Raw genomic sequence first — 12,373 nt, 5'->3', positions numbered from 1 at the left:
TGGGTGGCGGTGGGGGCGGGCGTGGGCGAGGGCGGCGGACGTGGCGCGGTGAGGCGCCTTCGCTCAGAACCCCCGCAGACTGGGGGGAATAGCCGCCGAATTCGCCCAAGTCTGTGGAAGTTCTGCCCGGAACGGGCGGGGCCGGCGCGCGGCCCCGCCCTCGGGATTACTTGATGCCGGTCGTCGCGAAGCCCTTGATCAGGAAGCGCTGACCGAAGAGGAACACGAAGAACAGCGGGATCAGGGACACCACCGACATCGCGAACATGGCGCCCCAGTCCGAGGACCCCTGCGTGTCGAGATAGGCGCGCAGGGCGAGCGGCACCGTGAAGTTGTCCGGCGTGGTCAGGTAGATCAGCGAACCGAAGAAGTCGTTCCACGTCCACATGAAGGTGAAGATCGTGGTGGTCGCCAGCGCCGGCAGCATGAGCGGGAGGATCACCCGGAAGAAGATCCGGAAATGACCGCAGCCGTCGATGCGCGCCGCCTCGTCCAGCTCCTTCGGGATGCCGCGGATGAACTGCACCATCAGGAAGATGAAGAATGCGTCCGTGGCCAGGAACTTCGGCAGGATCAGGGGCAGCATCGTGTTCACCCAGCCGGTCTGGGAGAACATGATGTACTGCGGCACGATCACGACGTGGATCGGCAGCATGAGCGTCATCAGCATGACCGCGAAGGCCACGTTCCGGCCCCAGAACCGCAGCCGCGCGAAGGCGTAGGCGGTCACCGTGCAGGCGAACAGATTGCCGATCACGCAGCCGACGACCAGGATCGTCGAGTTCAACAGGTAATGCGAGAAGTCGAACGACTGCGCCGTCCAGCCCCGCACATAATTGTCGATGTCGAAGCTGACCGGGAACAGCGAGGGATTGCGGAAGATCTCGTCGTTCGGGCGGAGCGAGGAGACGACCATCCACAGCAGCGGATAGATCATCGCGAGGCTCGCCACGATCATGAAGACGTGCTTCAGGCCGCGGCGCAGGAGATGCCGGTTGTGATGGCGCAGGGGGACGTCGCTCGCGGACGTCGTCGCGGGGCGGCCGGACACATCCGGCGAGGTCACGGAGAGATCAGTCATCGTAATGCACCCAGAACTTGGAGACGAAGAAGTTGATCGCGGTGAAGATCGCGACGATCACCAGCAGCAGCCAGGCCATCGCGGAGGCGTAGCCCATGTCGAACTGCGTGAAGCCCTTCTGGTACAGGTACAGCGTGTAGAACATCGTCGAATCCGACGGACCGCCGGTCCCGCCCGAGACCACGAACGCCTGCGTGAAGGTCTGGAACGCGTTGATCACCTGCAGCACCAGATTGAAGAAGATGATCGGGGTGAGCAGCGGGATCGTGATCCGGAAGAACTGCGCCACCTTCGAGGCGCCGTCCACGCTCGCGGCCTCGTAGTACATCTGCGGGATCTGGCGCAGGCCGGCGAGGAAGATGATCATCGGCGACCCGAAGGTCCACACGTGCAGCAGGATGATCGTCCACAGCGCCGTGTCCGGGTTCGAGACCCAGCCCGGCAGGTTCGTGAAGCCGAGCGCCCCCAGGAACTGGTTGACCAGGCCGTTCGCGCCGAACATCTGCCGCCACAGGATCGAGATGGCGACCGAGCCGCCGAGCAGCGAGGGCAGGTAGAACACCGAGCGGTAGAAGGACAGGCCCTTCATGCCCTGATTGAGCAGCACCGCGAGCAGCAGCGCCGCGATCAGCTGCAGCGGCGTCCCCACCAGCACGTAGGTGAAGGTCACCACGAGCGAGTTGCGCAGCCGCGAGTCGCTCGCCATGTCGATGTAGTTCTCGAGGCCCACCCACTCCGGGGCGGCGAGCATCGAGTAGTCCGTGAACGACAGGTACAGCGAGGCGACCATCGGGATGATGGTGATGCCCAGCAGACCCAGCAGCCACGGCGTCATGAACACCAGGCCGGCCTTGTTGTCCGGATGCTTCTCACGGGGCCCGCCGCGCTTCTTGCGCGACAGGATCTGGCTGAGCTCTCCGACAGCGCTCATCCGTCGTCTCCCTTCTGTGGTGCCGGCCCGGTGCGGGGCCGACGGGGGAACTCCTCCATCGGCCCCGCCGGACAGGCTGCGGTTCTCGTACGGACGATGGTCAGGACAGCGCCGAGTTGAGCTCGTCGAGCAGGCGCTGACCGGCGTCCGCCGTGGAGATGTTGCCGAACAGCATGTCCTCCCCGGCGCGGGTCAGGATCGACTCGAACTCGCCGCCGCCCTGCGGGGTGATCTCCGGCGGGGCGCCGAGCTCGGACTCGATGGCGTTGAGGTAGTCGACGGCCTTGGTGTTGGACGCGTCGAGGTCCGGGACGATCGCCTCGCGCACGACGAGGTTGCCGGGCACGCCGCGCTCGACGGAGAGGATCTTCCCGGCCTCGGGGGTGTTCACGAGGAAGTCGACGAAGGCGACGGCGGCCTCGGGGTTCGCGGTCTTCGCGGAGACGGCCCAGTACATCGAGGCCTTGTACCAGAGCTGCGCCTCGGCGGCGGAGCCCGCGACCGACGGCGGGCGCAGCACGACGAGCGAGCCGTCGTGCATCGCGTCGTGCGCGACGACCTGGTTGGACCAGGCGACGGTCATGGCGATCTTGCCGGTGCCGAACAGCGACTGGTCCATGGACTGGGAGGAGTCCTCGACGGAGACGCTCGCGTTCGGGCCCGCGCCGGAGTCCTGGATCTTCTTGGACCACTCGAACCACTCGGTGGCGGTCGCGGCGTCGAAGCCGGCCGCCCCGTCCTGGTACTGGTCCTGGCCGGCCTGGCGAACCCACAGCTGGAAGAGGCCCTGGACGGTGCCCATCTGGGTCATGCCGTAGGTGCCGTCGGGGGTGGCCTCGGAGATCTTCGTGGCGAGGTCGATGAGGTCGTCCCAGGTCCACGTGGTGTCGTCAGGCACCTCGACCCCGGCCTCCTCGAAGACCGCGGGATTGGCGAGGACGGTGAAGGCGTTCAGGCCGGCGTTGATGGCGGCGAGACCCACGTCGGGCAGCTCGCCCACCGCGACCGAGCCCTCGACGAACTCCGAGGTGTCCAGGCCCGCGCCGGCGAGGTCGAGCAGCGCGCCGCGCTGGCCGTATTCGGCGAGGTACTTCTCGTCCATCTGCACGATGTCGGGGAAGTCGCCGCCGGCGGTCTGGGTCGCGAGCTTGTCCCAGTAGCCGGACCACTCGCCGGGCTCGAGGGAGATGGTGACGTCGGGGGCGACCTCCTTGTAGGCCTCCACGACGTTCTCGGTGTTCTCGTTGCGGGTGGGGTTGCCCCACCAGGCCAGGCGCAGGCTGCCCGCGTCGGCGGAGCCGTCGTCGCTGCCCCCGCCTCCGCTGCCGCCGGAGGCGTTGGGCCCGCAGGCGGCGAGGCCGACGAGGCCGGGGACGGTGATGCCCAGGGCGAGGGCGGAACGTCGAGTGAACATCAGATCTCCTTTGATCCAGCGGGGAGGCCGGGTGGCCGAGGTGTCCAGGGCGGACGAGCGGACAGGTGCGCGTCGGGTGGCGGCGCCGGGGCGGTGGAGCGACCCGTCGGTGGATCGCCCGGCCCCGTCACCCCCTCCGGCGATGAAAGGTTTCATTCCGACGACCCTCGCCCACCACCTCGGATAAGGGGGCGGGAGCGGCTCGTCCATCCGGGGATAGACGCGACGTCCCCAAAGGAAAGCGCTTGTCCCGGCTCTTGTCAACACCGTGACCGGCAACACAGCAATCGTTGCAGGATCGTTGCCGTGGGCACTCCGCGGCGCGGTGCCGCCCGCGCTCCCGGGGCGCTGTCCGGGCCCGCTCCACGCCCCGTTCACCCTCCTGTCACGCCCGGCCCGTAGCCTCGCCGCCACGAGCCCGGCCATCGCCCACGCGGTCGCCGCGCTGAGCCACGTACCTCGCCCCGCCGCGACCCGACCCGCGCCGCCGGCCCCGCTGCCCCACCCGCGCCGCCAGCCCCGCAAGCCCGCCCCGCCCGCCCCAGCCCGCCAGCCCGCCAGCCCGCCAGCCCCGGAGAGGAGACCCATGGACGTCACCGCCTGGGCGATCTCCCTGATGGAGCTCCTCGGCGGGCCGGGCATCGCGCTGGTAATCGCGGCAGAGGCCCTGTTCCCGCCGATCCCGGGAGAGATCCTGCTGCCCTTCGCCGGGGTGAGCGCCGCCGCGAACGGCCAACACGTGCTGGTCCCGATCGCCTGGACGACGCTGGGCTCGATGCTCGGCGGGCTCGGCGTGTACGCCGTCGGCCGGGCCCTGGGGCTCGCGCGCACCCTCGCGCTGGTGCGCCGCCTGCCCCTCCTCGAGGAGAAGGACGTGCACGTCGCCATGCGCTTCTTCGATCGCTGGGGGTTCCCGGCGGTGGCGATCGCCCGCTTCGTGCCGATGGTGCGCACCTTCATCTCGATCCCCGCGGGCATCGAACGGATGCCGGTCTGGCTCTTCGCGGCGGCGACCGGGCTCGGCTCCGCGCTCTGGAACGCCCTGTTCGTGATCGCCGGCTACGCCTTCGGGGAGGCCGGCGGCACCGCGCTCGAGGCGTTCGTGCGGATCTACTCCTTCATCGTCGCCGGCATCGGGCTGGTCGCGGCGATCTGGTTCGTGATCCGGCGGGTGCGCGATCGTCGACGGGGACCGACGGGGGAAGCGACGGGGCCGGAGACGGAGCCAGAAGCGGAGACGGACGAGGCCCCGCACGCCGCGGCCGTCGTCGCCGACGCCCACCCGTCTGCCTCGGCCCCCGACCCGTCTCCGTCGGACCCCGACCCGTCTCCGTCGGATCCCGATCCGTCGCCCGCGGATCCCAGACCGTCGCCGCCTACGCTGGAGCGATGATCCCCGAGGACCCCGCCCCCGTCGGTCCCGCGGCCGACGTCGGCCGCTGGTTCTCGACCGCCGCCCCGCCGGCCGCCCGCCTCGCCCCCGCCCAGCGGGGAGCCCCGCGCGTACCCGCCTGGGGCCCGCTCGACGGCGCCGCCTACGGCGCCCGCAGCAGCGAGGCGGAACTCGACGCGGCCCTCGCACTGCTCGCGGGACGACCCGTGGCGGTGCTGACCGGCGCGGGCATGTCCACCGGCTCGGGGCTCCCGGACTACCGGGGTCGGAACGCCGTGCCCCGCTCCCCCATGACGCTGCAGGAGTTCCGGGCGCACGACCTCGCGCGGCGCCGCTACTGGGCCCGCTCCACCGTCGGCTGGGAGCAGTTCCTGCGCGCCCGGCCCGGCGCCACCCACCGGCTGCTCGCGGCGCTGGGCCCCGCCGCCTTCCCCGTGACCGCGGTGATCACGCAGAACGTGGACGGTCTGCACGCGGCGGCCGGCTCCGACCCCGTGATCGAACTGCACGGACGCCTCGACCGGGTGCGCTGCCTGCACTGCGGGGCGCACTCGGAACGCGCGGCCCTGCACGCGCGGCTGCTCGCCCTGAACCCCGAGCTGGCCGCCCGGCTGCCGCAACTCGCGGCCGATGCCGCCCAGGCCCCCGACGGCGACGCCGAGGTGGACCGCACCAGCAGCTTCCGCTACCCGCCCTGCCCGCTGTGCGGCGGGATACTCAAGCCCGACGTCGTCTTCTTCGGCGAGACCGCCCGGCCGGAGACTGTGGGCGCCGCCTTCGCGGCGCTCGAGGCCGCGGAGGTGCTGCTGGTGCTGGGCTCCTCCCTCACGGTGCAGTCGGGACTGCGTTTCGTGCGCGCCGCCCGACGCGACGGCCGCGAGGTGGTGATCGTCAACGACGGGCCGACGCGCGGGGACGCCGAGGCGACGCTGCGCCTGCACGGCCGACTCGAGGAGGTGCTCGGGCACTGGGCGGAGCGTGTCGGGGACGCGCGCGGAACCGGCGGCGCAGCCGACGGGCGGTGAGCGGTCAGCGGACGGGGCCGGAATCCTGCCCGTCGGTCGTCGGGTCCTCCGCCGGGCCGCCGCCCACGAGCACCGCGGCGAGGGCGCGCAGATCGACGGCGTCGACGCGGCGGATTTCGAGGTGCGGATCGTCCGAGGCCGGGTCGAGCACCTCCATGAGCAGCACCTCCTCGCCGGTCGCGTAGAGGCTCGCCTGGTGCACGACGTCCTCCGCGGCCGCGGCGACGGTGACGAGCGTCATGGCGCGAGTCGCGGCGAGCGCGGCCGCAAGCGGCGAGGTGTCGAGCGTGGAGATCCGCAGCACGACCGGTTCGCCCGTCGGCCCGGCGACACCCTCGGGGTCCCACAGCCGCAGCAGGCGCTCGGGCACCTGCTCGGCGCGGAGGACCGTGAAGCGGTGCATCCCCTCGGCCGTGACCTCCTCCTCGAGGACCCCGGCCGCATGGGCGTAGTGGTGGACGCGGTCCACCGCGACCCCGGCGGTGGTCTCGCGGGTGCGCTCGGCGGTGGTGAAGCGCGGAGCGGTGCGGCGAAGCACGAGGCACGCGGCGAGCTGCGGCTCGGCCTGCCAGAGCACCCGCCCGGTGGCGTCCTCCCGGACCCGGCGCACGCGGCCGTCGGCGAGCAGCCCGCGCAGCGCGGACCCGGCGAGCAGGGCGCGCTGCTCGGCGTGCTCGCGGATCCAGGGGGTCGCGGTGTGCTGGCGACGGGCATGGCCCTCGAGGGCCACGAGCTGTTCGTCGGTGAGCACGAGGAACGGCTCGGGCTGGTCGACCGTGCAGGTCAGCAGCTCCTCGGCGGCGAGCACGTCCTCACGGGCGAAGGGCAGCGGGGCCTCGGGATCGCTCGCCTCACCGAGCCCGGCCGGGAGGTCCGGCAGCTCGCCGGGAATGATCGCGAGCGGCGGGTCGGCAGGGGCGGATCGGCTCGGGGCGGGCGGGTCGGCGGGGCGCGGCTCCATCCCTCGACACTATCGGCCCGCCGCGCGGGGGCTGACAATGGTCGGGGAGGTCCGACGGCCTCCGCACCCGTCCCGACCAGCCCGCCCCCGCCGGCGCCACCGAAGGAGCCGCCCCGCATGACCGCCGCCGCGCTCGACCTCAACGCCGATCTCGCCGAGGGCTTCGGCGTCTGGTCGATGGGCGATGATGCGGGGCTGCTCGAGATCGTGACCACCGCGAACGTGGCCTGCGGCGGGCACGCCGGGGATCCGTCGACGATGCGCGCCGCGTGCCGGGCGGCGGCCGCGCACGGGGTCGCGATCACGGCGCACGTCGCCTACCCGGATCTGCAGGGCTTCGGCCGACGCTTCCTCGACATCGCTCCCGACGAGCTCACCGATCTGGTGATTGCCCAGGTCGGGGCGCTCTCCGCGATCGCCCGGGCGGAAGGCACGAGCGTGCGCGGGGTGAAGCCCCACGGCGCCCTCTACAACGCCCTCGCCCATCACGCGGAGCAGGCCGCGGCGGTGGTGCGGGCCCTCGTCGAGCTCGGCGGCGAGCTGCCGCTGGTCGCCGCGCCGGGAACGGCCGTCGCCGGGATCGCCGAAGAGGCGGAGGTGACCGTGGTGCTCGAGGGTTTCGCCGATCGTGCCTACCTCCCCGACGGCACGCTCATGCCCCGGACGCAGCCGGGCGCCGTGCTCGCCGACGAGGAAGCGGTGCTCGCCCAGGCGCTCTCGATCGCCGCGGAGCGACGGGTGCGGGCGGCCGACGGCTCCCTCCTCGACCTGCCCGTGCGCACCCTCTGCCTGCACGGGGACACCCCCGGTGCGGTGGCGCTCGCCCGCGCGGTGCGGGAGCGGCTCACCGCGGCCGGCGTACGGCTCGAGGCGGCGCTGTGACGTCGAGCCCCGAGGGGACGCTCGAGACCCGGTACCTGCCCGCCCCGCTGCGGGTGCACCGGGCTGGGGAGGCGGCGCTGCTGGCCGAGTACCCGGACACCGCCGCGGTGCTCGCCGCGGTCGCCGCCTGCCGTCGCCTCGACCCGCCCCTCCTCCGGGACCTCGTCCCCGCCGAGCGGACCGTGCTGCTGACCGGCGACGCCGCCCGGGACCTGCCCGCCCTCGAGGCGCTGCTGCGACACCTGCCCGTCGCCCGGCCCGACGAGACCGCGGGCGACGTGGTCGAGATCGGTGCGGTGTACGACGGGGAGGACCTGCCGGAGGTGGCGGAGCTGCTCGGCCTCAGCCCCGAGGCCCTGGTCGACGCGCACTCCGCGACCGAGTGGGTGGCCGCGTTCGGCGGCTTCGCGCCGGGATTCGCCTATCTGCTGCCGACGGCGGACCGGCAGTCGACGGCCGACGTGGGGCCGACGGCCGACCACCAGCAGACGGCCGACGCCGCGCGGCCGGACCCCGTCGGCCCGCCGTGGGAGGTGCCGCGCCGTACCGAGCCGCGCACCGCCGTACCCGCGGGCGCGATTGGCCTGGCCTCCCGCTACTGCGGCATCTACCCGCGCTCCTCCCCCGGCGGCTGGCAGCTGATCGGCCGCACCGAGACCGTGCTCTTCGACGCGGGCCGCACCCCGCCCGCGCTGCTCGCCCCCGGCACCCGGGTGCGCTTCGTGCCGCAGCGGAGCAGGCTGCTCGCGGGCGGCGCCCTGGCCGGCGGGGTGCTCGCCGGGGGCGTGCTCGGATCGGCCGGCGAGCGCGCGGTCTCCGGGGCCACCGGGGTCGGCGAGCAGGTCGCCGAGACCGTCGTCGAGACCGTCCATGCCGCCGGGGCGGTCGCCGATCAGCTCACCGACTCGCTCCTGCGCTCCCGCGCCGGGCAGGCGCTGTCCCGCGCGCGCCAGGAGGCGTCGGCCGTGCCCGCGCGGATCCGGCACCGCACGCCGGGAACCGGAGCGTCGGGGACGGGCCGCTCCGGTCAACGCCCCGCCGACGCGCCGAGCCCCCTGCTGCAGGTGCTCGACGCCGGACCTCTCACCCTGCTGCAGGACCTCGGCCGACCCCATCGCGCCGCTGTCGGCGTGAGCCCCTCCGGGGCCTTCGACCGGGCGGCACTCGCCGGCGCCAACCTCGCCGTCGGCAATCCCCCGCAGGCGGCGGCGCTGGAGATGCTCCTCGGCCCGCTGCGGCTTCGCGCCCTCGCCCCCGTCACCCTCGCGATCTCCGGGGCCACCGCCCCGCTGGTGCTCGCCCACCGTCGGCAGGCGGTACGCGGCGAGTCGCTCGCGGCCGCCGATTCCCGCGAGCGCGCCGTGGCCCTCGAGGCGGGGGACGAGATCGAGATCGGCCCGGTGCTCTCCGGGCTGCGAGTCACGGTCGCGGTGCGCGGCGGGCTCGGCGGGGTGCGACGGCCCGACGGCGCCGTGACCGGCGCGGTGCTCGGCTCGCTCGCCGCCGACACCCTCTCCGGCCTCGGCCCCGGGACCCTCGACCCCGGGGACGTGCTCCTGATCGGCACCGACCACGGTCTCGACGCGGTGCCGCGCGGCGCGACGGCGTCGGCCGAGGTGGCCACCGGGGCGGGCGACGCCGCGGGCGAGACGGCGGGCGAGACGCTCACCATCCCGTTGCGGCTCGGACCGCGTGACCGTCTGCTGGGTGCCGAGGCGGTGCGCGCCCTGCTCGAGAACTCCTGGCGGGTGCGGGCGGACTCCAACCGCGTCGGGGTGCGCCTCGACGGGACGCCGCTCCCCCTGCCGGAGGGGATCGGCGCCCTCCCGAGCGAGGCGATGATGCTCGGCGCGGTGCAGGTCCCGCCGTCGGGCCTGCCGGTCGTGTTCGGACCCGACCACCCCACCACCGGCGGCTACCCCGTGATCGGGGTCGCGGACCGGCGCGGGCTGGACGTGCTCGCGCAGGCGGTCCCCGGGACGCCCCTGCGGTTCACCGCCCTGCGGTGACACGATGGGCGCCATGGCCCGCCTCCTGCCCGACCCCGTCTACTTCGCCTCCCTCCCCAAGGTCATCACCTCCGGCGCCGTGATCCTGCGCGACGAGCACGACCGGGTGGTCATCGAGAAACCGAACTACCGCGACCACTGGCTGCTGCCCGGAGGCGGTGTCGACCCCGGCGAGGACGCCCGCGAGTGCGCCCGCCGCGAGGTGCGCGAGGAGCTGGGGCTCGAGATCGAAGTGGGTCGCCTGCTCACGGCCGACTGGATGCCGTCGAGCGCCGTCCGCTCCGCCCCGATGGGCGTGCACTTCCTGTTCGACGGCGGGGTGGTCCCCGCGGCGCAGCTCGAGGCGGACATCGTGCCGCAGGTCGCCGAGCTCGACGGCTGGATGCTCGCCGAGGAGTCCGAGCTGCACCTGCTGAGCCCCTGGGGCGCGGCGCGGGCCCGGCGCGGTCTCGCCGTGCTGCGCGGCGAGGCGGTCGCGGACCTGACGACGTACTGAGCGGGCGGCGGTCGCGCGTCGGCCCGAGATTCCCCCGCGGGCGGGAGTGCGCCATGATGTGCCGGTCCCTCCCCCGAGATCGACCTCCTGACGCGTCCCCCTGGAGCTGCGCATGACCACCGCCCCCACCTCCCGTCGGCCCCTGACCCGCTCCGAGCGGCTGGACCGGCTGCCCTTCACCCGCAAGCACGGGAAGATGCTCGGAGCGTCCGGCATCGGCTGGGCGCTCGACGCGATGGACGTGGGGCTGGTCAGCTTCGTCATCGCCGCGCTCACCGTGCATTGGGAGATCGGCAAGGGCGAGAGCTCCCTGATCGCCTCGGCCGGGTTCGCAGGCATGGCGATCGGGGCCACGCTCGGCGGGCTGCTCGCCGACCGCATCGGCCGACGCTCCGTCTTCGCCCTCACCCTGCTGGTGTACGGCCTGGCCACGGGCGCCTCCGCCCTCGCCGGCGGGATCGCGGTGCTGATCGCGCTGCGCTTCGTGGTGGGGCTCGGGCTCGGCGCCGAGCTGCCCGTCGCCTCGACGCTGATGAGCGAGTTCGCGCCGAAGCGGATCCGCGGTCGCGTGATCGTGTGGCTCGAGGCGTTCTGGGCGCTGGGCTGGATCCTCGCCGCCGTGATCGGCACCTTCGTCGCCGCGTCCGGACCGAGCGGCTGGCGGTGGGCGCTCGCGATCGGCATGGTCCCCGCGCTCTATTCGCTCGTGGTGCGGCTCGGCATGCCGGAGTCCGTGCGCTTCCTCGAGAAGCAGGGCCGCGCCGAGGAGGCCGAGCGGGTGGTCCGCGAGTTCGAGGCCTCCGCGGGGGTTGAGCCGGGTGGGACGGTCGAGGTCGTCGGGGCGACGGCCGACGGGGTGCCGGGGGCCGACGTGGCAGCGGGAGCCGACGCGGCGGCCGACGGTGCCACCGGACCCCACGCGCCGACCGAGGCCGCCGGCGGGATCTGGTCCCGTGCCCTGCGAGCCCGCACCGCCGGGCTCTGGGTCGTCTGGTTCTGCATCAACCTGTCGTACTACGGCGCGTTCATCTGGATCCCGACGCTGCTGGTCGAGCGCGGATTCGACCTCACGAAGTCCTTCACCTTCACGCTCATCATCACGCTCGCCCAGATCCCGGGTTACGCGGCCGCCGCCTGGCTGATCGAGAAGCTCGGCCGACGCTGGACCCTCACGATCTTCCTCGCCGGCTCGGCGCTGTCCGCCGTCGCCTACGGCCTCGCCGACTCCGAGCCGATGATCATCGCCGCCGGCTGCGCGCTGAGCTTCTTCAACCTCGGCGCCTGGGGCGCGCTGTACGCGATCGGCCCGGAGCTGTACCCGACCTCGGTGCGCGGCACCGGCACGGGCGCGGCCGCGGGCTTCGGCCGCATCGCCTCGCTGATCGCACCGTTCATGGTGCCGGTCCTGATCGTCAGCGGCGGCCAGGTGCTCGCCTTCACCGTGTTCGCCGCCGCCTTCGCCCTTGCCGCCGCCGCGGCCTTCACCCTCCCCGAGCAACGCGGGAAGGCCCTGGTCGAGTAGAGGACCGGTGGACTGGGGTCGACTGGGGTGCCTGGGCCGAGGTGACCGTGGTTGCACGGGCTGGATGGCCGGCGGGGCGGTGACCGGGAGGAGCCCGGCGTGGCCGTGTCCGTCAAGGGGACGTGAGCGGCAGCTGGCCTGCTATATGCAGGTCTGGTGCCGCTCACGTCCCGTTCGTGGACAGGCCAGGCCGGCCGAGGTCACTTCTCCAGCGACCCGTCATAGGCGCAGATGGCGTCGACCTTCTCCGCGGAGCTGCTGGTCGGGTCGAACTCGAGGTCGAGCCACACCTTGACGAGCTCCTTGGCGAGCTCGAGGCCGATCACCCGCTCACCCATGCACAGGACCTGGGCGTTGTTGGACAGGATCGACCGCTGGACGGAGTAGAGGTCGTGGGCGGTGACGGCACGGATACCGGAGACCTTGTTCGCGGCGATCGCGACGCCGAGCCCGGTGCCGCAGATCAGTAGGGCCCGGTCGGCCTCTCCGGCGGCGACCTTCTCCGCGGCGGCGACGGCGACGTTGGGGTAGAGCTCCTGGTCCTCCCGGGAGAGGACGCCCACGTCGATGACCTTCTCGACGCGGGGGTCCTGCTCGAGGAGTGCCTTGAGGGCGGTCTTGTGGCCGTGGCCGGCGTTGTCGGATCCGGTGACGATGGT

At 73.2% G+C, this 12,373-nt stretch carries 11 protein-coding genes; 6 read left to right on the top strand and 5 right to left on the bottom strand.

Going from position 1 to position 12,373, the window contains the following annotated elements:
- Positions 1 to 166: 166 nt before the first annotated feature.
- From ACZCAH_RS12210 to ACZCAH_RS12200, 3 genes are all read right to left on the bottom strand, one after another.
- Positions 167 to 1,081 (bottom strand): carbohydrate ABC transporter permease, encoded by a 915-nt coding sequence (locus tag ACZCAH_RS12210; protein ID WP_464341328.1) that lies wholly within the window; start codon positions 1,079 to 1,081, stop codon positions 167 to 169.
- A complete protein-coding gene (locus ACZCAH_RS12205) occupies positions 1,074 to 2,012 on the bottom strand; it encodes a carbohydrate ABC transporter permease (protein WP_329748535.1) in 939 nt (312 codons plus the stop codon). Before ACZCAH_RS12205 ends, ACZCAH_RS12210 begins: the two co-directional genes overlap by 8 nt.
- 100 nt (positions 2,013 to 2,112) lie before the next feature.
- Positions 2,113 to 3,426 (bottom strand): ABC transporter substrate-binding protein, encoded by a 1,314-nt coding sequence (locus ACZCAH_RS12200; RefSeq protein WP_464341327.1) that lies wholly within the window; start codon positions 3,424 to 3,426, stop codon positions 2,113 to 2,115.
- A 586-nt stretch (positions 3,427 to 4,012) separates the two neighbouring features.
- Between ACZCAH_RS12200 and ACZCAH_RS12195 the strand changes: the two genes are divergently transcribed.
- Entirely contained in the window at positions 4,013 to 4,819 is an 807-nt protein-coding gene (locus ACZCAH_RS12195; protein ID WP_464341326.1) for a DedA family protein, read from the top strand.
- Positions 4,816 to 5,844 (top strand): Sir2 family NAD-dependent protein deacetylase, encoded by a 1,029-nt coding sequence (locus tag ACZCAH_RS12190; protein ID WP_464341325.1) that lies wholly within the window; start codon positions 4,816 to 4,818, stop codon positions 5,842 to 5,844. Before ACZCAH_RS12195 ends, ACZCAH_RS12190 begins: the two co-directional genes overlap by 4 nt.
- A 4-nt stretch (positions 5,845 to 5,848) precedes the next feature.
- On the opposite strand, the gene ACZCAH_RS12185 is transcribed toward ACZCAH_RS12190, so the two are convergent.
- Positions 5,849 to 6,805 (bottom strand): hypothetical protein, encoded by a 957-nt coding sequence (locus ACZCAH_RS12185; RefSeq protein WP_464341324.1) that lies wholly within the window; start codon positions 6,803 to 6,805, stop codon positions 5,849 to 5,851.
- A 117-nt stretch (positions 6,806 to 6,922) separates the two neighbouring features.
- On the opposite strand from ACZCAH_RS12185, the gene ACZCAH_RS12180 reads away from it, so the two are divergent.
- The 4 genes from ACZCAH_RS12180 (at position 6,923) to ACZCAH_RS12165 (ending at position 11,714) form a co-directional block, all read left to right on the top strand.
- Positions 6,923 to 7,687 carry a LamB/YcsF family protein gene (locus tag ACZCAH_RS12180; RefSeq protein ID WP_464341323.1) on the top strand — a complete coding sequence of 255 codons (765 nt, stop codon included), beginning with the start codon at positions 6,923 to 6,925 and terminating at the stop codon, positions 7,685 to 7,687.
- Entirely contained in the window at positions 7,684 to 9,696 is a 2,013-nt protein-coding gene (locus ACZCAH_RS12175; RefSeq protein ID WP_464341322.1) for a 5-oxoprolinase subunit B/C family protein, read from the top strand. Before ACZCAH_RS12180 ends, ACZCAH_RS12175 begins: the two co-directional genes overlap by 4 nt.
- A gap of 13 nt (positions 9,697 to 9,709) precedes the next feature.
- Positions 9,710 to 10,192: an NUDIX domain-containing protein gene (locus tag ACZCAH_RS12170; RefSeq protein WP_464341321.1), complete on the top strand. Its 483-nt coding sequence runs from the start codon at positions 9,710 to 9,712 to the stop codon at positions 10,190 to 10,192.
- A gap of 112 nt (positions 10,193 to 10,304) precedes the next feature.
- The gene (locus ACZCAH_RS12165; protein WP_464341320.1) at positions 10,305 to 11,714 is read left to right on the top strand and encodes an MFS transporter; all 1,410 of its coding nucleotides are present in this window, start codon (positions 10,305 to 10,307) and stop codon (positions 11,712 to 11,714) included.
- Between the two features lie 200 nt (positions 11,715 to 11,914).
- On the opposite strand, the gene ACZCAH_RS12160 is transcribed toward ACZCAH_RS12165, so the two are convergent.
- Positions 11,915 to 12,370 (bottom strand): ribose-5-phosphate isomerase, encoded by a 456-nt coding sequence (locus ACZCAH_RS12160; protein WP_464341421.1) that lies wholly within the window; start codon positions 12,368 to 12,370, stop codon positions 11,915 to 11,917.
- Positions 12,371 to 12,373: the final 3 nt, after the last annotated feature.

Source organism: Brachybacterium sp. B718/18 (assembly GCF_055454375.1).
This window is presented reverse-complemented; position numbering and strand designations above follow the sequence as displayed.

Coding starts and splice junctions, on each gene's coding strand:
- ACZCAH_RS12210 (WP_464341328.1), bottom strand. CDS start 1,081: ATGACTGATCTCTCCGTGACCTCGCCGGATGTGTCCGGCCGCCCCGCG.
- ACZCAH_RS12205 (WP_329748535.1), bottom strand. CDS start 2,012: ATGAGCGCTGTCGGAGAGCTCAGCCAGATCCTGTCGCGCAAGAAGCGC.
- ACZCAH_RS12200 (WP_464341327.1), bottom strand. CDS start 3,426: ATGTTCACTCGACGTTCCGCCCTCGCCCTGGGCATCACCGTCCCCGGC.
- ACZCAH_RS12195 (WP_464341326.1), top strand. CDS start 4,013: ATGGACGTCACCGCCTGGGCGATCTCCCTGATGGAGCTCCTCGGCGGG.
- ACZCAH_RS12190 (WP_464341325.1), top strand. CDS start 4,816: ATGATCCCCGAGGACCCCGCCCCCGTCGGTCCCGCGGCCGACGTCGGC.
- ACZCAH_RS12185 (WP_464341324.1), bottom strand. CDS start 6,805: ATGGAGCCGCGCCCCGCCGACCCGCCCGCCCCGAGCCGATCCGCCCCT.
- ACZCAH_RS12180 (WP_464341323.1), top strand. CDS start 6,923: ATGACCGCCGCCGCGCTCGACCTCAACGCCGATCTCGCCGAGGGCTTC.
- ACZCAH_RS12170 (WP_464341321.1), top strand. CDS start 9,710: ATGGCCCGCCTCCTGCCCGACCCCGTCTACTTCGCCTCCCTCCCCAAG.
- ACZCAH_RS12165 (WP_464341320.1), top strand. CDS start 10,305: ATGACCACCGCCCCCACCTCCCGTCGGCCCCTGACCCGCTCCGAGCGG.